Origin of the sequence: Ferruginibacter sp. (assembly GCF_031391665.1) — a bacterium.
Taxonomy (GTDB): domain Bacteria; phylum Bacteroidota; class Bacteroidia; order Chitinophagales; family Chitinophagaceae; genus Ferruginibacter.
The window spans coordinates 1-20,786 of record NZ_JANMUN010000053.1 but is presented as its reverse complement, the minus strand read 5'-3'; the positions used below and the strand labels follow the sequence as shown (position 1 = coordinate 20,786).

At 38.7% G+C, this 20,786-nt stretch carries 12 protein-coding genes; 5 read left to right on the top strand and 7 right to left on the bottom strand.

The genetic code is table 11. The features are described from left to right. Positions 1-36: 36 nt before the first annotated feature. On the top strand, positions 37-645 hold the full coding sequence (locus tag ACY651_RS03965; RefSeq protein WP_462249930.1) for a DNA-3-methyladenine glycosylase: 609 nt from the start codon (positions 37-39) through the stop codon (positions 643-645). 4 nt (positions 646-649) lie between these two features. Here ACY651_RS03965 and ACY651_RS03960 read toward each other — a convergent pair whose 3' ends face one another. From ACY651_RS03960 to upp, 5 genes are all read right to left on the bottom strand, one after another. Further along, positions 650-1,189 (bottom strand): GNAT family N-acetyltransferase, encoded by a 540-nt coding sequence (locus ACY651_RS03960; RefSeq protein WP_462249928.1) that lies wholly within the window; start codon positions 1,187-1,189, stop codon positions 650-652. A 102-nt stretch (positions 1,190-1,291) separates the two neighbouring features. Next, entirely contained in the window at positions 1,292-6,106 is a 4,815-nt protein-coding gene (locus ACY651_RS03955) for a T9SS type A sorting domain-containing protein (RefSeq protein WP_462249926.1), read from the bottom strand. A 264-nt stretch (positions 6,107-6,370) separates the two neighbouring features. Next, complete coding sequence (locus ACY651_RS03950) at positions 6,371-10,672, bottom strand: reprolysin-like metallopeptidase (RefSeq protein ID WP_462249924.1); 4,302 nt, start codon at positions 10,670-10,672, stop codon at positions 6,371-6,373. 115 nt (positions 10,673-10,787) lie between these two features. Then, on the bottom strand, positions 10,788-11,789 hold the full coding sequence (locus ACY651_RS03945; RefSeq protein WP_462249922.1) for a PorP/SprF family type IX secretion system membrane protein: 1,002 nt from the start codon (positions 11,787-11,789) through the stop codon (positions 10,788-10,790). A 152-nt stretch (positions 11,790-11,941) separates the two neighbouring features. After that, entirely contained in the window at positions 11,942-12,592 is a 651-nt protein-coding gene (gene upp / locus ACY651_RS03940; protein ID WP_462249920.1) for a uracil phosphoribosyltransferase, read from the bottom strand. 295 nt (positions 12,593-12,887) lie between these two features. On the opposite strand from upp, the gene ACY651_RS03935 reads away from it, so the two are divergent. Then, positions 12,888-13,307, top strand: coding sequence for a hypothetical protein (locus ACY651_RS03935; RefSeq protein WP_462249918.1), 420 nt, complete (start codon positions 12,888-12,890; stop codon positions 13,305-13,307). Next, positions 13,300-13,926, top strand: a complete 627-nt coding sequence (locus ACY651_RS03930) for a hypothetical protein (protein ID WP_462249916.1) — start codon at positions 13,300-13,302, stop codon at positions 13,924-13,926. The genes ACY651_RS03935 and ACY651_RS03930 overlap by 8 nt, the downstream gene beginning before the upstream one ends. On the opposite strand, the gene ade is transcribed toward ACY651_RS03930, so the two are convergent. Beyond that, a complete protein-coding gene (gene ade / locus ACY651_RS03925) occupies positions 13,909-15,609 on the bottom strand; it encodes an adenine deaminase (RefSeq protein ID WP_462249914.1) in 1,701 nt (566 codons plus the stop codon). The genes ACY651_RS03930 and ade overlap by 18 nt on opposite strands. 128 nt (positions 15,610-15,737) lie before the next feature. On the opposite strand from ade, the gene ACY651_RS03920 reads away from it, so the two are divergent. Both ACY651_RS03920 and ACY651_RS03915 read left to right on the top strand, forming a co-directional pair. Then, positions 15,738-16,442 carry a LolA-like protein gene (locus ACY651_RS03920; protein ID WP_462249912.1) on the top strand — a complete coding sequence of 235 codons (705 nt, stop codon included), beginning with the start codon at positions 15,738-15,740 and terminating at the stop codon, positions 16,440-16,442. An 85-nt stretch (positions 16,443-16,527) separates the two neighbouring features. Further along, positions 16,528-19,638 carry a WD40/YVTN/BNR-like repeat-containing protein gene (locus ACY651_RS03915; RefSeq protein ID WP_462249910.1) on the top strand — a complete coding sequence of 1,037 codons (3,111 nt, stop codon included), beginning with the start codon at positions 16,528-16,530 and terminating at the stop codon, positions 19,636-19,638. Between the two features lie 66 nt (positions 19,639-19,704). Here the strand turns inward: ACY651_RS03915 and trmD are convergent, their stop codons facing one another. Continuing rightward, the gene (gene trmD, locus ACY651_RS03910; protein ID WP_462249908.1) at positions 19,705-20,382 is read right to left on the bottom strand and encodes a tRNA (guanosine(37)-N1)-methyltransferase TrmD; all 678 of its coding nucleotides are present in this window, start codon (positions 20,380-20,382) and stop codon (positions 19,705-19,707) included. Positions 20,383-20,786 lie beyond the last annotated feature (404 nt).

Below are 20,786 nucleotides of genomic sequence, written 5' to 3'. Positions count from 1 at the left end.
TAGTTTACTTATTTTAGCTTTAAAGTTAAAGATATAATGAAGAAATTACCTGTTGAATTTTATGATCGTAAAGATGTAGTGCAAATTGCCCGTGATTTATTGGGTAAAATAATAGTTACAAAATTTGATGGTGTACTCACTTCGGGTAAAATTACAGAAACCGAAGCATATATCGGCCTTAGCGATAAAGCATCGCATTCCTTCGGGGGCAAACGCACTTTGAGAAACGAACATATGTATGCAGCACCGGGCATTGCGTATGTTTATATTTGTTATGGCATGCATCATTTGTTTAATGTAGTAACTAATAAAAAAGATATTCCTGATGCAGTTTTAATTAGGGCTGTTGAACCTTTGAAAGGTATTGAAACGATGCTCCGGCGAACAGGCAAAATAAGATTAGATAATACATTAACTAAGGGCCCGGGTAATGTGGGCAGGGCATTGGGTATTTCAAAAAACCATTCCGGGTTAAATTTACTGGGTAATAAAATATTTATTTGTGATGATGATGTTTACTACGATGAAAGTGAAATAGGATATAGTAAACGTATTGGTGTAGAAAGTGCAGGAGCTGCTGCATTATATCAATACAGGTTTTATGTAAAGGGGAATAAATTTGTAAGCGGCAATCCCAATAAATAAATGATTAGCCTGACCATTCATTTTTTAGCATTGAAAAAATATACAGGTCAATAAAAGTATTGTTTACTAATTCCGCCTCTCTTAAAGTGCCTTCCTTTTTAAATCCAAGTTTTTCAGGTATTGATCTGCTTTTATTATTTCCGGTACCGCACTTAATTTCAATTCTGTTTAAATCAAGTGTATGGTAAGCATAATTTATTATTGCTTTGCAGGATTTTGAAATGATACCTTTACTGGTATAATTTTCATCGAGCCAGTAACCGATGGAGGCAATTTTATTTTGCTGATCTATATTATGCAAACCAATTCTGCCAACAACAGTTTTTTTAAAAATTATTACGTATCCAAGATCACTGCCTTCATCATGCTGCTTTTTACACTTTACAATATAATTTTTAAAATCGCCGATGGTTTGCATGTTATCAACCCAGGGCAGCCATTCCTTCAAATAATTTCTGTTAGCTTCTATTATATTAAGTATTGGTACAGCATGAATGTCATCTAATAATTCTAATGAAATGCTGTCGTCAACTTTTATTGTCATAGTAAATTGAAATTAAAATTTTTAACTAAAAAATTTATAAGTTTAAAAAACTCCCGTTTGTTTTAAAAACGGGAGTTGTAAATTATTGATAAGTGAAATGATTTATCTTATCAGTACTTCACCGGTTTTTATTTTATTGCCGGCAGCATCACTCAGTATAATATAATAAACACCAGCACTGGCTTTTGTTAAATCTATAGTTAACAATTGGTAGGCCTGGTTAACAGGGAATTCTTTATTATACACCTTTTCCCCTCTGCTGCTGTAGATTGTTATAATTTGTTTAGAACTGGTTCCACCTGCATTGTAATATACAATTGAGAATTTACCATCGTTAGGGCTTGGGTAAATAAACAATTTGCTGTTAGCAGAATCTGCAATTGTAATTATCTGCGATGAGTCAACACATCCATTAGCATCAGTAACCCTTACTTTATAACTTCCAAGGCTGGTAATATTTACAGGCAACGTGTTGCTGGTATTACTTATTAAAGCATTGTTTTTAAACCATGCATAAGTTATTGGGTTTGCAGCACTGCTTGCGGTAGCCGTTAATGTGGTAACTAAACCAGGAAAAATATTTTTATACGGCGCTACATTTAGTGATATAGTTGGTAAAGGATTAATGATTACTGTTACACTACCCGTCATTTGTTGTGTACAGCCAGTTGCAGCATTTGTGGCCAGAACAGTGTAAATGCCGGCAACTGTTTTGTTGCCAAAATTTAATGGAGCACCATTTCCCGGTAATGCAGTACCATTATTAACTCCACCTAATTGTAGCTGATAATTAATGCCCGTAGCAGAATTACTTAAGCCCACAGCAGCACCGCCACTACCTGCACAGTATGCACCTCCGCCAGTTACGGTTAACTTAGCTGGAGCAGCATTTACATTTAAAGTGCCACCACCAGAGTTAACGGTACCACAAGGAGCTGTACCCGAAACAACGCAACGGAAAAGATTGCTGTTTAAGCTAAAGGTTACACCGGTTAAAGTTAACGTTGCAGTAGTTGCGCCGGAGTAAATACTGGTGTTGGAAACGTTCGTATAAGAACCACCACCATCCGTACTTACCTGCCACTGATAGGTTGGTGCGGTACCTGCTGCGGTAACACTAAAACTTGCATTACTGTTTTCGCACAAAGTTGTATTTGCCGGATTAGCACTAACACTTACCGGCGTATAAACTGTTAATGTTGCTATACTGGTAGTTACAGTTGGGGCACATGTTCCACCAATTAAACAAAGGTATTTATAGGTGTTCAAGGCAACTGTTGCACCGGTAATATTTAATGTGGCTGTGTTTACGTTTGAATACACACCACCATTTGCAAGGTTGCCAAATGTAACGCCGCCATCTGTACTAACCTGCCACTGATAAGTTAAGGAAGTGCCGGTTGCCGCGGTTGTAAACGAAGTGTTTTGTGCTGCACAAATTATACTGCTTGATACCGGTTGTGTTGTAATAGCCGGCGCTGTATTTACAGTTAATGTAGCTGCATTTGAATTTATTGAAGGGCAATTGCCTGAAACCACACAACGGTACAAATTATTATTTGCTGTTGCCGGTATACCTGTTAAAGTTAACGTGGGGGTAGTTGAACCTGAATAAATTCCGGCGTTTGTGATATTTGTATAGCTAGCGCCGCCGTTAATGCTTTCCTGCCACTGGTAGGTAACTGTGCCGGATACGTTTATATTAAATGTGGTATTTCCTCCTGCACATAAAATTGAACTGACTGGTTGAGAATTAATTATTAAACTGCTGCCAACGGTAAGTGTTGCTGCAGCCGATGTAGCAGCAGGTGCACAGGCACCGCTAACAACACAGCGGTATTGGTATCCGTTTTGAACCAGTGTTGCAACAAAAGTGTAAGAGGATGCTGCAGCACCGGGAATGTTATTAAAAGTACCACCTCCGTTAGTGCTTTCCTGCCATTGATAAGTTAAACCGCCTCCGGAAGCTGCAACAGTAAACGTTACACTGTTAGCTGCACATACACCATTACTAACAGGCTGTGTGGTTATTGTTGGGGTTGCATTTACTGTAAGAGTACCTGCATTTGAATTTATTGGAGTGCAGACACTGCCAATTATGCAACGGTATAAATTGCCATTTAAAGTAACCGGAGCTGCAGTAATAGCGAGTGTATTTGTGTTAACACCTGAATAAGGAGCAGTATTAGTTAAACTAATATAAGTGCCACCACCATTTGTACTAATCTGCCATTGGTAAGTTAACGAAGCACCAGTAGCTGCTACAGTAAAAGATGTATTAGTATTGGCACAAATTGAACTGCTTGCAGGCTGACTGCTTATAGATGTAGCTGCATTAACAGTTAATATTCCGCTGTTAGATGTAACTGTTAATGGGGTACACGTACCTGTTACCACACAACGGTATTGATAGTTGTTCATTGGTGCAGTTACACCGGTTAAAGTTAAGGTAGTTGTTGTTGCGCCACTGTATATACCGCCATTGGTAATATTGGTAAAAGTGCCTCCGCCATTAATACTTTCCTGCCATTGAAACCCAGTGCCAACGCCGGTAATAGAGAAAGAAGCAGTATTGGAAACACAAGCAATGCTATTAGTCGGTTGCGTTGCAATACCTGCCGAAGTACAGCCAGACGGGATGTTTGCAGACCAAATACCCCGGCCATGCGTACCTGCTGCAATGGTACGGTCGGAGCTTCTGTACTTAATCATATCCGTTCTTACATTAGGAAAACTTGTACTGGGCGTCCAAACAGTGGATGCACCATTTAACAAATCGGTTTCCCAAACACCTGTTTCTGTTGCAATAAATGCTTTTGTATCTGTATCAGGATGAAAAAGCCCCCATCTTACGGGCATATCAGGAAGGTTACCGTCACATGCTGTCCAGCTTGTTCCTCCATTAGAAGATACCCATACGTTTTGTACCCCGTAGCTTGAATAACATGTCATAAGATTTTGATCAGAAGAACCTGTAACTACACAGTTAGCATATCCGGAGGCACCAGCAGGAGTAATAACTGTACCGGTAACAGCTGTTCCTGTATTCGCATTATCAATAAATACTACCACCCCATTGCCGAGGCCAAAATAAACTTTGTTAGCTGTATAAGGTGATGCATGTGCTGCGGAAACATTCCCCGTACCAAATGCTGATGCAGTCACAACCTCAGTGAAAGCTGCAGCGGGGCCCTGTGGATTATTCCAGCGTAAATAAGTGCCGGCATTATTGCATGCATAAATAATATTAGCATTATTATCATAATCCCAGGGATTAACAAATCTTCCTGTACTTTGGTTGTTAACTGGTGTCGTCCAGCTGGCACCGTTATTGGTACTTCTTCTGTAAACATTAAAAACATAAGAACCAAATTGAAATTGTGGTTCGTTCTGATCAATGGCAACATAACAGCCGTCACCACCATAAACCTCTACGGAACTGTCTAAGCCGGGATGGTTAAGTCTGTGTACTCCATTATCCTGTGCTCCGGTAAGAAAATAATTAGTAGATGACGGGTGTATTGCGATCGAATAAAATTGTTTTATCCTCAAACCTTTATTTCTATCGGTTATAGTTGTACCTCCATTGGAGGAGTAGTGTACACCGCCATCGCAGTTAAACATCAGTTTACTGCCACCATCCCACCATTGAATATTATGTTGATCGGCATGTACATACTGACCTGTAAACCCCACCCAGGTGGATATCTTCGTCCATGTTGCGCCTCCATCCAAAGTTTTATGGCAATCGAGTCCGCCTACAATACATTCATTTGAATTAGCAGGATTAATTCCGGCAGATAAAGAATACCACCCCTGGCCACTTGCCCAACCTGATGCAGGTTGGCCTGTGGTAGAAGCCCAGTTAGCGCCACCATCAGTTGATTTCCAGATTGTGGGAACCTGGTGACTGGCATTATCCGGCAATGCATATAAAACATTTCCGCTTATAGCCATTTCGGTTCTTTGGTTAAAAGTTGTAAATGGAGTGGTGGCAGCATTCCAGCCTGATGCAGATGTAACGGTAGCGGGTATATCAGTATAATTGTAACCTGCAGCGCTAAAAATACCCGTTGTTACATGTAATCTTCCGGCTGCGGATGTTGAGCTGATCTCAAGATCACATACACTTGTGCCAAGCCCACTTGGTGTAATTGTTGTCCATGTTGTACCTCCGTCTGTTGAACGCAATAAACCATTTCCCCGGGTACCTAAATAAACGTTTCCAAGAAAATCGCATATTATCCTGGTGCCGTTCAAATAACTGCTTGTACTCGGTAAAAAACTCCATGTAGCACCACCGTTAGTGCTTTTAAATACTCCTACACCTCTTACTGCATCAGCATTAGAAAAAGATTCTCCTGTACAGAAGTACATATTATTCTGAAATCCGGGACGGGGATCCTGGCATATAGCTGATACCGCCAGGTTGGATAAAAAATCATTTATTAATATCCAGTTGGCTGGTGAGGCAGTTATATCAGTTGTTTTCCATAATCCTCCATCTATACCGCCTACCCAAACAGTTTTATGAGTTGGATCAAGCGAATCAACAATTGAAGCTCTTATTCTTCCTGCTGTTTGATCATTGTTAGGCCTGCTATTACCCTGCGGACCGGATATATCACCATCAGGTCCTCTTTCAATCCAGGATAAATTGCTAGATGAAGTTGGTGCAAACAATTTAGCCTGTTCTGTTTGTTCAATAGCAAGCCTTAGTTTTTCCCAAGGTACTTTACCTGTAGCAGGATTTTTAGTGCGTTCTATTTCAAATTCTATTGCTTTATCAGGTCCATCATACATATCATTTTCTTCAGTTTCATTTTCTTCACTTTCGGTTTTTTGTCCGCAGGAATTTAGTAAAGAAAATAGGCAAACAAATAAAACTGGTAATAGGAGGGTGTAAATTTTTTTCATAAAAGCGTTTAAGTTGGTTTAGTTAAATTTAAGGTAGATATGTTAAGTAAACATACCGGCTGTAAAAAAGTTTGTTATAAATTTTAAAAGCAGTTAAAAGTAAAGACTTACAAATTCAAAAGCAATACTCAATTTTAGGTAGGCTTATTTCTTTACAGGTTAATAGTGTAATTTAATAAGGGTACTTTTTACAAACTAAAAGTACAAAAAAACTCCCGCATTTAAATACGGGAGTGAAAATTATTTAATTGAATTATTTAGTACCTATCTTATAAGTACTTCGCCTGTTTTAATTTTATTTCCATTAGCCTCTCTTAAAACAATATAGTACACACCGGCAGTGTTGCGGCGTAAGTCTATCTTATGCAGCTGGTAAGCCTGAGATACGGTGTATTCTTTATTATGTACGCTACGGCCATAGCTGTCGTAAACTACTATGCTTTGCTTTGTTCTGTTGGTTAAAGAAGCTCCTGCAGTATAATACGAAACAGTAAACAATCCATCACTGGGGCTGGGGAAAATAAATAACCTGGTGCTTGGTGCTGCGGTAATTTCTTTTAATTCTGAGGTACAACTGCCCGTTCCACTGATAACAATAACCTGGTATTTGCCTAACTCATTTACTGTAGCTGTTAATGTGTTACCTGTTGCTAAGGGTAATAATGTGCCCTCTAAATTCCAGGCAAAACTTAAGCCCGGTGCAGGTGTTACATTTACTGTTAATGTAGTTTGTTGCCCCGCCGATAAAGCAGTTAAAGGAGCTATGGTTATTACTGGCTGTGGTGTAACATTAAGAACAGCATTATTTGAATTTACCGATCCGCAAGGTGCAGTACCTGTTATAACATTTCTATACCTGTAACTGTTCATGCTTGCAGTAATACCGGTTAAGCTTAGTGTATTTGCAGTTGCTCCAAGATAAATACCACCATTGGTTACATTGGTCCATGTAGTACCTCCGTTAGTACTTTCCTGCCATTGATAAGTGGGTGAAGTGCCAGTTACAGCTGTTGTAAAGCTGGTTGAACCTGTTGCACAAATATTTGTATTTGCAGCCGGTTGTGTAGTGATATTAATTGGCGTATTGACAATAAGTGCGGCATTTGTGGTAGTTGCAGCAGGCGCACATGTTCCATCAACTACACTGCGGTACTGGTAACCACTCATGGCAGCAGTAGCTGCCGTAATCACTAAAGAACCTGTTGTAGCTCCGCTGTAAACTCCACCATTTGTAACATTACTCCACGGGCCGCCAGCACCTGCAGTACTTAATTGCCATTGGTAATTTAATGCAGTTCCATTAGCAGTTGCAGTGAAAGTTATGTTTGAGCCAGCGCAAAGTGTAGTGGATGCTACTGGTTGTGCAGTTATTGCAGGTGCGGTGTTTACCGTTAATACAGCATTGGCAGAATTTACAGCAGCACATGAGGCGGCTCCGCTAATAATACAACGGTATTGATAATTATTCATACCTGCTGTAATACCGGTTAAATTTACAGCAGCTGTTGTTGCACCAGTGTAAATGCCTCCGTTAGTAATATTTGTAAAAGAAGTGCCACCATTGTTACTTTCCTGCCATTGATAAGTTGGTGCGGTACCAGTTACCGCTACTGTAAATGTTGCAGCAGCACCTGCACATAAAGTTGAATTGGCAGGTTGAGATGTTACTGCTAAAGGGGTATTAACTGTAAGCAAAGTACAGTTAGTAGTTGCAGTGCCGGGGCATGCACCATTTATTAAACACCTGTAACTGCTATTATTTAAACCCGTAGCGGCGCTTGTTATGGTTAATGTAGCAGATGTTACACCCGAATAAGGAGCACCGTTAGCAAGATTACTAAAAGTTGAACAACCATTAGTACTCACCTGCCACTGATAAGTTAATGTAGTACCAGATGCCGCTACGGTAAAAGATGTATTTTGACTGGCACAAATTGTACTTGCAGCAGGCTGTGTGGTTATTGCAGGTGGTGTGTTTACTGTTAATATTGCTGCAGCGGATGTGGTGGTATTACATTGCCCGATGGCAATACAACGGTATTGATAATTATTTTGTGATGCCAATGTACTTGCAATAGAATAATTAGTAGCGGTTGCGCCGGTAATATTACTAAAGTTGGCGCCTCCATCTGTACTCACCTGCCATTGATATGCAGTGGCAGTTGCTGAAGTAATTGAAAAAGATACAGGAGAGCCGGCACAGGTTAGCTGTGCGGCAGGTTGTAAAGTAATTGATGGTCCTGTGCCAGGATTAACAGTATAAGTTAATGTTTTGGTTTGAGTTATTGCACCCGAAACACCTGTTACTACAATATTGTAAATGCCTGCAGCAAGTGTATTGGTATTGTTAAGCGTAACATCTGTGCTGTTGCCGGGAGTTACGGGATTTACGCTAAAGCTAACGGTGGTGCCTGCCGGATTTCCGCTTGCAGAAAGATTTATTGGAACAACATATCCTCCGTTTGAAATGGTGCCTAATGTTACTGTCGCAGAAGTTGCACTGCCACAGCCAACAGATGCCGGTGCTGTACCTGAAAAATCAAAACCGGTAACCGGTGCCGTTATGGTAAAATTAACATTGGAAACATCAAAGAAAATATTGCCAACTGCTTCTATTTTAATTCTGCCAGCGGTGGTAGCACCACTGGGTATTGCCAGTGCTTCGTTGCCATCATTAGCTGTACTTGCAGCCAATACTGTTGGATAAGTAGCCCCCCCGTCTGTTGATAAAGAAATTTTTACGTTGGTAACACCAACAGGTGCAATTTGTGTACCTGCCGTATTCCATGTAATAGTTTGTGTACTTCCTCCCGGCCAGCTTTCTCCACCATTGGGCGCAGATAATGTAAAAGGAGTGGTGCCAACAACACTTACCTGAAACACACTTGTACCCTGGCATCCGGAACCACTTGATACAACACCTCCGCCAGCGGCACGATTATCTCTTACCGTTAGCCTGAATTTCATTGTTCTTGCCACCGGCGATAAAGTTTCTCCCTTTAAACCACCCATGGCAGATGGAGGATTAGTTGGAAAACCGGCTAATATTACAGCCATATCCGGGAAAGTTCTGCTTCCTGTAGTTTTTGGAACCCGTGATTTGAATAAAGGAACAGTATTATTAACAGGCGCAGTAGCTCCTGCATTCCAGGTTGCTGTTCCGCTAAAATCCCATTGCTCCCAGCAATAACTAAGCGGATCGCCATTGACATCCGATGCTGAACCTGTTAAAGTAAAAGGTGTACCCGGCGGAATGCTTAAGCCATTATTAGGCAAAGGATCTATTACCGGCAAAGTATTTCCAGTAGGTGTGGATGTACCGCAAGTACTGCCACCGCCAGTTGTAACAAAATTGCTTATCTCATCAAAACTAATGGGATGAAAATATGGATCGCTGTTTGGTTGAATATTTTCGGCACCACAAATACCTGCATAAGCCTGTATTGTTGTTCCGCTTCCTACTTCGTATTTGGTTGATGTAGGAGAAGAGCCGCAACCTGCCATAGAATGGTTACCGCCAAACTGATGCCCCATTTCATGCGCTACATAATCAATATCGTAAGGATCTCCGGTTGGGTTGGAGCTACCTGTAATACCTCTTGCTTTACTGCCACCACATGGAGAATTAAGTTGCGCTAATCCACCACCACCGGTGCTAAAAGTGTGTCCAATGTCGTAATTGGCAAAACCTATATTAGCATCAATTACTATCTGGCTTTCGTTAATTAATACGTTGGCATTATTGTTTCCGTTAAACGGATCTGTTGAGGCATTCAAATATTCAATTATATTATTATTGGCCACTAATACCATTCTTATAGATACTTCAGTTTCATAAACACCCACAACCCTGTTTACAGAGGTTACAATTGCCGCATGCAAAATTGCAGCGTTAGTACCTGCATTTATACCCGGCGCCTGTGCATACTCTCCTGTACAGGCTACTGCTAACCGGTAGGTTCGTAAATCTGTTCCTAAACATTGAGCTGTTACGCCATTTATTGGTGGCGGCGCAACTGTATTATCCGGCACTTCGCAAAAAATGGTACCCGTTTTTGTAAAATCTTTACGGTAATAACTTACATAATTATTGACCATCCCTCTTGCATAAGGGTCAATATAATAGGTGCCGTTGATGGTTAAAACCTGCGCATGAAATCCATAAGGAGAATAATCTAAACGAATAGTAGCATAAGGGTCATCAATACCCTGGCCTGTAAATGTTTTAATATCCGGAAACTTTGCTTGTAAAGCTGGTTCCTGGATACTGCTTTCCCAAACATGAAATTTAGCAATGCGGCCATCCGGTGTTGGTAGTTCCAGTACCGGCGTTAGTTTTCGGTTAGCAACATTTTTTTCGCTGGGTAATGACCATAAAAAATCTTTAAGCTGCTGGTTGTTTAAATTTACAGTCCTGAACTTTTGAGGTATGATCACTCTTTTTAAATTACCAATCTGGATAGCACTTTCATTAATATCCGTAAAAAAAAGATTTTGTGCATTTACGGTAAAAGATAATGATGATAAAAACAGCAGCGTAATAACTACTTTGTAGATTTTTTTCATAAACAGTTTTTAGTTAGTGGTGATTATAAAAGTAGGGTATTTCCCGGTTTTAAGGAAATAATGTTTAACAAACTTTGCACTAAAAAAACTATCTGAAAATATTACTAACCAGCTATTAAAATTTAGGACATGGAATGCCTTTGTTTTCAGCAGGTTGTTTAATGTAGATCAAAGAAATTTCTGAACCGCCACGGGTATTGGTGGCAGCTTTTAAGCTGGAGATATTTAAATCGTAGCTGGCGCCAATTCTAAGGCCGCCAAATTCTAAACCAACATAAGGAACTATGGCATCGTTAAAACGTATCCAGCTGCCGAGGTAAACGCTGGTAGGGTTTTCTTCATCCTGGTTTAAGTTGGCAGCAATAGCAGCACCCAATGTAGTTTCGCTGGCTTTATTTTGTATTTGATGAATTACTGAAGTATGTACAGATAGTTGATCAGATACCGGAAAAGAACCACCACCATGCACTGTAATACGGCCGCTTAAATACCAGTTTTTATCTTTAAAACTAACTTTAGGCCGGTTGATATGATACATGGAAACACCTAAATAATAATTGTTGATACCATTGCTTGAACCGGAATATAAAACACCGGCATTTACATCAAAATAACCCTGGTTATTGCCATTGGTTAATATATCAGTGGTGGTACCGGTAAAACCGTTTTGTGTAAGCATGTCTTCAAAATTTAGTTTGGTAACATCCAAACTTAAATTAGAATAAGTACCCTGAAAACCTGCACCAATAGTGCTGTAACCATTTTCATCTAAAGATTTATGGTACGACATAGAGGCAGAACCATAATTTAATTTTAAAATATTATTGGCACTGGCATCCGATAAGCCCGAAAGGCCTACACCAAAAACATCCCCTTCTGGAATTCTGCTTTGTAAAATAGGAAAATCTATTGAAGCACTTGAAGTAACATACGCTTTAGGAATAGAAGGCCACTGATCTCTGTGGTTAGCAGCCAAACGCCATAAACCATTAAACTTACCGGTAAAGGCAGGGTTTAAAGTTAACGGTGAAGAAAAGAATTGCGAAAAATGCGGATCCTGTGCATTAGCAATTACTGAAAATAAAAGGGCAGCGGTAAAAAGGATTGATTTTCTCATTTTCATAAACTATTCAGAAAACTAAAGATAAGGAATTACAGCAAAAAGCTGCATCAAAAAATAAGGAAAGTTGAAGGTTGATTGGGGAACGTTGTGCAACCTGCTGACTTCTAACCTTAAACTTTTAACTATCAACCTTTAACTATGGGCTTTCAACCCTGGAGCTTTGCCCCAAAAGCCAAATCCCCGGCGTCTCCTAAACCGGGTACAATGTAACCTTTGGCAGTTATTTCGTCATCAATATCACCACACCAAATGGTAGCTTTGGGTACTTCACGTTTTACATATTCAATGCCGACAGTGCAGGCAATGGCGCAAACAATATGCAGCTCTTTAATAGTACCTTCTTCTTTTAAATATTGTATAGACTTTACCAAGGAAGATCCTGTTGCAATCATGGGGTCACTTATAATTAGTACACGGCCTTCAATTTCGGGACAGCTCATGTATTCCAGGCTAATATCGAAACTGCCATCGGGGTTGTGTTTGCGGTAGGCGCTTATAAAAGCATTATCTGCCTTATCAAAATAATTTAATAAACCATTGTGCATAGCAAGGCCGGCACGTAAAATAGTAGCCAGTACCGGCTGTTGTTTTAAAACCCTACTGGTAGAAATGCCCAGCGGCGTGGTAATTTCTTTTTCTTCCCACTCCATTTTTTTACTTATTTCGTAGCCAATTACTTCTGCAATACGCTCCAGGTTTCTTCTAAAGCGCATGCGGTCGTTTTGTACATCTACATTGCGTAATTCACTTACCCAGTTGCTTATTAAAGAATGTTGTTCGCTTAAATTTATGACCATAAAATCAGTTTGGGGTGAGTGGTTTTTATTTTTTGTTCCCGGCAACAGTGCAAAGCCAGGCTTCATTGGCGTCGCACTCTTGTACAGTAAATCTTTATTAAGCTTTTATTAAAGCGGTTGAATAAAACAAAACTAAAATAAAAAATCTCCCTTGCCGCATTTTTTTTCTGTAGCAATTTAGTAGCCCCGGGCTAAAACAAACATGGTCAGACGGGGACGTCAGACCATGTGGCTTAAAATCTTTTAACACAGCATTTGAGAAAAATGTATTTTTATTGTACTCTAAATAAACAACATGAAAAGAATGACTGCTTTGGTATTTGTAACTGCATTTGTAATTGGTGCCTGCAACACCGGCGATAAAAAAACTGATGCTGCAAAAGATAAATACGAACAAACCAAAGAAACGCTGGAAGAAACCGAAAAGAAAAACCCTGCCCGTTTTTTAACCGTTACCGGCCATGATAAAAAAAATCTTTTAGGCCAAACTGTGGTAAAAGGAATGTTGAATAACACCGCCAAAGTTGCCAGTTATAAAGACATAGAAATAAAATTATTTTTTTACAGTAAAACCAAAGCGCTGTTGGAAGAAGATGTGGAAACCATTTTTGAAACACTTGCCCCCGGTAAATCTGCCGAATTTAAAACTAAATATTTTGCACCCAAGGGAACAGATAGTGTGGCGTTGAAAATAGTAGGGGCGAAGGGTGAGTAAGAAAATTTACTATACGGCCTTTTTAATTTTTATTTCATGCAGTTTATCTGCACAGGTAAAAATTATAACCAAGGCGGATAGTTTGTTTATTGGCATAGATAACGAGGTGATTATTCAATCTCCAAAAATCGCTGTAGAAAAATTATCAGTAAATGTAAATGGAGGAACTGTTTCAGGAAGTAATGGAAAATATATTATTCACTGCTCTGCACCAAATACTGATGCATCAATAAAAATATTCTACAGAAAAAATCTGGTTGCTGAAAAGAAACTAGCAGTGTTACAGATTTCGGACCCTTTAATTTTTGTTGCCGGAGATACTTTGGTAAGAGAGGGAATAATTTCAAAAAAACATTTGCTCACTTTTAATTCATTGGTTGTAAAAACAAATGTTCCGTTTTTAGCAATGAATGTAATTGGGTTTGATTTTAAACGAATGACCAATAACACTGTAACTGATTCATTAAAAAATTCCAGCTATCTTTTCTCGCCTGAAATGAAACAAATACTTATAAAATCAATGAAAGGCGATGTGCTTTTTTTTGAAAATATTTCTTCAACAGGTCCGGATAATGCCGCAATGATACATGAGCAAATCAAATTAATTGTTTCCGATTAGCTTAAACCCGTCCCCATCAAACAATCCCAAATCACTCAACTTTAAATGTGGTATCACCAGCAATGCCATAAAAGATAAAGTCATAAAAGGAGCGGTTAAGGTACTGCCCAATTCTTTTTTAACCATTTTATCAATAGCAGTGTAAGCTGCTGCAACTTTATAACCATCTTCATTACTCATTAATCCGGCAACAGGTAATGCTAAAAGCATTTCTTTATTATGATTAACAGCACTAACGCCACCTTGTGCACCGATAACTAAGTTTACTGCTTTCATTAAACTTTCATCATCCACACCCACCGCAACAATATTATGGCTGTCGTGTGCCACTGATGATGCGATAGCACCTTGCTTTAAACCAAAATTTCTAATAAATGCTTTTGCAACCGGTGCATTTTTATAACGGTTAACCACAACAATTTTTAAAATATCGTTTGCAATATCGCTTTCGTAAAAACCTTCTTTAATAATGGGATTGCAAATAATTTTATTGGTAATTAATTGCCCGTCTAAAGCTTCAATACAAAATAAATCTCCTGCATGATCTTCTCCTTTTCCCTCCCCTTGGGGGTTCTCGCCAGAGAACGAACGAAGTTCAGGAGGGGCTGTAAATCTAAAATCTGAAATTGTTTTTTTAGTGCAATCAAATTGATTTATTAGTTCAGCGCTTACAGTTTTTATTTTTGACTTCCCATTCTCCGCCACCAATTCTCCATCAATATAAGTTTGTACTACTTTAAAATTTTCTAAATCCTCTGCCACAATAAAATCCGCAGCGTCACCTGCTCTTAATAATCCCACCTTCATTTTATAATGCAATGCAGGGTTAATGCATGCGGCCTGCAACACTTTAAAAATATCAATACCTTTTGCAACAGCTCTTGCACATAATTGGTTAATGTGGCCATCTGCCAAACTATCTGGATGTTTATCATCGCTGCAAAACATCATCATTTCGTAATGTTCATGCATCAGATCGATCAATGCGTCAAAGTTTTTTGCGGCGCTGCCTTCACGTATCAAAATCTTCATGCCGTATTTTAATTTGTCCAGCGCTTCGGCTGCTGTAAAACATTCATGATCGGTAGTTATGCCGGCATCAATATATTTTTTTGCCAGCTCACCCATTAAACCAGGCGCATGGCCATCAACAGGTTTATTATATTTTTTTGATGATGAAATTTTTTTCAGCACTTCCTCATCATCATTCAGCACACCCGGAAAATTCATCATCTCACTCAAATAAAAAATATCATCGCTTTTTAATAATGCATCAACATCATTTACATTTAATACAGCACCTGCGGTTTCAAAAATGGTAGCGGGTACACAACTGGGTGCACCAAAATGAAATTTAAAAGCTACCATTTTTCCATTGTCAATCATAAATTGTACACCTTCCATGCCGCAAACATTAGCAATTTCATGAGGATCGCTGATGGTGGCAACCGTGCCATGCACCACAGCTAGTTTTGCAAATTCAGATGGTACCAGCATAGAGCTTTCAATATGCACATGGCTATCGATAAAGCCGGGAAGAATATAGTGGATAGCTGAAAGTTGTTCGTTGATAGCTGGTAACTTCTTAATTGAAGCTATCTTCCCTTCCTCAACAGTCACTGATCCATAAAAAATTTGTTTATCGAAAATATCAACAATATTCCCGGTTATAATTTTCGGCATAAATTATATTTAAGTTTCTTTTGCAAACTTAATCTATTATGAACGGTTTAAGATGAAGGATAAAAGGGATAAACAAAACGTATTGAATTAAGATTTTAATTTATCTTGCCGCACTAAAACAATCAACAATGAAACCTTTATTTATTTTCTGCCTGTTTATTATGGTAATGATTTTTGCACAGTTTGCACAGGCACAAACAGTGGATGAAATTATTGATAAAAATATTACAGCTATGGGGGGCAAAGAAAAATTAGCTTCTCTTAAATCGGTTAAAATGGAAGGCAACCTGAGCGTAATGGGTAATGATGTAGCATTGGCAATAACTACCTCACACGGGGTGGGTATGAGAGCAGATATCTCAGTAATGGGGACTGAAAATTATCAGATAGTAACACCTGCAAAGGGTACTGTATTCATGCCTGTACAGGGTATGAGCGAACCTACTCCTATGTCGGACGATCAGTTAAAAAGCGCAACAGGACAGTTAGATCTGCAGGGGGCATTATTTAATTATAAAGAGAAAGGCAGTACAGTAACATTAGTTGGTAAAGAAACTGTTGACGGTGAAGAATGTTACAATATTAAACTTACCAATAAAATGGGTACGGTTACTAATTATTTCATCAGCACTAAAACCAATTTTAAGATAAAATCAACAGGTAAAAGAATGGTAAATGGAGAAGAAACAGAGGTTGCCAATACCTACAGCAATTACAAGCAAAATGCTGATGGTTACTGGTTTCCTTACTCCACAACCAATGCACAAGGGACCACAGATTTTTCAAAAATTGATACGAACATTGCGGTTGACGAAAGTATATTTAAACAATAAAAAAATTATTTACTAAGAAAAGTGCTTCATTATTGGAGCACTTTTTTAATTTCATTCCGTATCTTCCAATTCTAATTAAACTACGATGCAAAAACTATTATTGCTTGCGGCAACATTTGCTGTTGCGTTTTCCTCTCTTGCCCAAAAAAAACAAAATGTTGTTGTAAATAATGATGACAGTATTTTGCTCAGTAAAACAAAATACCGCAGTATTGGGCCTTACCGTGGCGGCCGCAGCGGTGCGGTAGCAGGCGATACCAAAAATAAAAACACTTTTTATTTTGGTGCAACCGGTGGCGGCGTTTGGAAAACTTTGGATGGCGGCAGCAACTGGAAAAACATCAGTGATAAATATTTTGGAGGCAGCATTGGTGCCGTAGCTGTTGCTCCCAGTGACAATACTATTTTATATGTTGGCGAAGGTGAAAATACTTTAAGAGGAAATGTTAGTGAGGGCTTTGGTATGTGGCGTACAGATGATGGCGGCAGAAGCTGGAAAAACTTAGGATTAAAAGATAGCCGGCATATTATCCGCATTATTATTCATCCAAAAAATCCGGATGTAGTTTGGGTAGCAGCAATTGGCCATATGTTTGGCCCCAATGAAGAACGGGGAATTTTTAAAACTACCGATGGAGGAAAGAACTGGAAAAAAGTTTTGTATGTAAATAATCAAACAGGCTGCAGCGATTTAATTATGGAACCGGGTAACCCAAGCGTATTATATGCAGGTACATGGCGCATACAGCGTACGCCTTACAGTTTAGAAAGTGGTGGGGATGGCGGCGGCATCTGGAAAAGTATTGATGGAGGCGAAACATGGAAAAATATATCAGCCAATAAAGGTTTACCAAAAGGTTTATGGGGTATAACCGGAATAACAGTGGCGCCATCTAACACCGATAAAATTTATGCCATTATAGAAAATAAAGATGGCGGATTATTTGTAAGTACCGATGCCGGCGAAACATGGACATTGCAAAGCAGTGATAACAGCATTCGTCAAAGGGCGTGGTATTACAGTAAAATTTTTGTGGATCCTAAAAATGAAAACAGTGTGTATGCCCTTAATGTAAATTTTTTAAAAAGTGTTGATGGAGGAAAAACTTTTAAAAATATAAATACACCGCATGGCGACCATCATGATTTATGGATTGATCCTGAAGATGGCAGACGAATGATTATTGCCGATGATGGCGGTGCACAAATAAGTTTTGATGGCGGTGATAATTTCAGCACTTATATGAACCAACCCACGGCACAATTTTACAGGGTAAGTACCGATAATCATTTTCCTTACAGAATTTTGGGTGCACAGCAGGATAACAGCACCGTAAGAATTTTATCCAGAAGTGATGGTGGACAAATAACACAAAACGATTGGCAGGAAACTGCTGGCGCAGAAAGTGGTTACGTGGTTGCCGATCCCTCAAATCCTGATGTGGTGTATGGTGGCAATTACAGCGGCTACTTATCAAGGTTAGATCATAAAACAGGAGAGAACCGTGCGGTAAGTGTATGGCCCGATGATCCGCTGGGTGGAGGTGCAGATGTAAGTAAATATCGTTTTCAATGGAACTTTCCTATTTTCTTTAGTCCGCACAACCCCAAAAAATTATATGCAGGCGGTAATATATTATTTGCCACAGAAAATGAAGGTGCATCATGGACTGCATTAGGCGGAGATTTAACTACCAACGATAAGTTACGACAACGCAGCAGCGGCGGCCCCATTACAAAAGATAATACCGGTGTAGAAGTTTATTGTACCATTTTTACTGCAACAGAATCTGCTTTAGAAAAAGATTTATTATGGACGGGCAGCGATGATGGATTGATACATGTAAGTAAAGATGCAGGAAAAAACTGGGAGAATGTAACGCCGCCTGCAGCAGGTAAATGGATGATGTGGAATTGTGTGGAGACAGATCCGTTTGTAAAAGGCAAAGCTTATTTTGTTGGAACTAAATATAAGAGCGATGATTTTGCACCCTACATTTTTAAAACAGAAGATTATGGAAAAACATGGGTAAAGATTACCAATGGCATTGCGTCGAATAATTTTACAAGGGCAATGAGAGCAGATAGAAAAGTAAAAGGGTTATTATATGCAGGAACAGAGTATGGTATGTATATCAGTTATGATGATGGCGCCAGCTGGAAAACTTTTCAACTGAATTTGCCCATGGTACCTATAACTGATTTAACCATTAAAGAAAACGATTTAATTGTGGCTACGCAAGGCCGTAGTTTTTGGGTACTGGATGATTTGAGTGTGGTGCAGCAAAAAGCAAATGATATCACTAACAAAAATCTTTTTGTTTACACTGTAAATGATGTTTTTCGTTTCGATGGATTTCAAAATTTAAATACAAAAAATGCAGGAATGAATCCACCGAATGGTTCAAGTATTTTTTATTATGTGAAAAACATAAATGATTCTTCAAAAGTTAGTATTGAAATTTTAGATAAAAATAAAAAGCAAATAAAATTATTTGCTACCAATGCAAAAGAAAAAGATGATAAGATTGATGTAAGCAAAGGCATGAACCAGTTTGTGTGGAATATGCTGTACCCACCAGCAGATAAAATTGAGGGACAAATTATCTGGCATGGCAATGTGCCTGGCCCCAAGGCAGCTCCCGGCAATTATTTTTATAAAATAAAAGCGGATAAAGATTCTGCAGAAGGAAGTTTTGTAATAAAGGCAAACCCAGCGTATAAACTTACGCAACAGGATTATGATGACCAGTTTAATTTTTTAATTGCTGTAAGGGATAAATTCAATGATATTCAAAAAGCAATAAAAAATATCCGTGATGTTAGAAAACAGATCAGTGATTTTACAGATAAACAGGGCAAAGATTTACCAAAGGAAATAAAACAACAGGCTGATACTATCAATAAGCAAATGACTACTATTGAAGAAGCACTGCATCAAACAAAAGCAAAAAGCGGCCAGGATGTGTTGAATTTTCCTATCCGCTTAGATGATAAAATAAGTGGCCTGTACGATTTTGCCGTGAGCGGTAATGCGGCACCTGCAAAACAGGTTAAAGATGCATTTGCTGAGTTAGGCGCACAAACAGATGTGCAGTTGAACGCCTTAAAAAAATTACTGGACGATGATGTGGTAAAATTAAATGCATTAATAAGAGAGAAGGTACTGCCGGTTATTGGATTGAAGAAGGATTAAATTTAAATTGGAAGAATAAAAAAATCGTGGCAACCCGCCACGATTTTTTTTAATTTTTTTTTCACTTTAATCCTCCAGTAAATCCGGCCTTCTCTCTTTTGTTCTTTGCAAACTTTGCTCCACCCGCCATTCTTCAATTAATTTATGGTTGCCGCTTAATAAAATATCCGGCACTTTCAATCCACGGAATTCTTCGGGCCTTGTATAAACTGGAGGCGCCAGTAAATTATCCTGGAAAGAATCAGTTAATGCAGAAGTCTCATCATTCAATACACCGGGAATTAATCTCCCAATTGCATCCACCAAAACTGCCGCAGCAATTTCGCCGCCACTCAAAACATAATCACCTATAGAAATTTCTTTGGTAATAAAATGTTGCCTCACTCTTTCATCAATGCCTTTGTAATGGCCGCAAATAAGCAGTAAATTATTTTTTAAAGAAAAACTATTCGCCATTTTTTGATTGAATGTTTCGCCATCAGGGGTTAAATAAATTACTTCGTCGTAGGCAGTTGCTTTTTGTAAACTTTCAATGGCATTTACCAATGGCTCTATCATCATCACCATTCCTGCGCCACCGCCAAACGCATAATCATCTACCTGTGCCCTTGCATAAGTAGTGTAATCTCTTAAATTAATTACGCTTACTGCAAGCAAACCTTTATCCTTTGCTCTTTTTAAAATAGAGTGGGCAAAAGGGCTTTGCAGTAAATCCGGAACAACAGAGATGATATCAATTTTCATAACCAATCCGCAAAATTGCGTTGCTTTTAAAGTGAATTATTTTATTATGATAAGGTAAAACTAAGTAATAAATATTTGCAGGAAAATATTTAGAGTCTGTTGTTTGTTTGCTGCCATTATCATTTCAACCTGCCTTTTTAATATTAAAATACAGTTACATAAGGTTAAAAGAGATATTTCAATATATTTTTTTTGCTTATCTTACAAGTGTAATGCAGCCTGCTGGTGCAGGTTCTGTCATTACATCCAATCACATATCTATGAATTTTAAGTTAATCACTAATAAGCATTACACCAATGGTATTAAAGTGCTTTTAGGTATTATCATTATCATTCTATTTATTTCTGTCTATCAATCCAGGCAGGTAATTCAAACAGGCAAATGGATATCCAATACTCAGGAT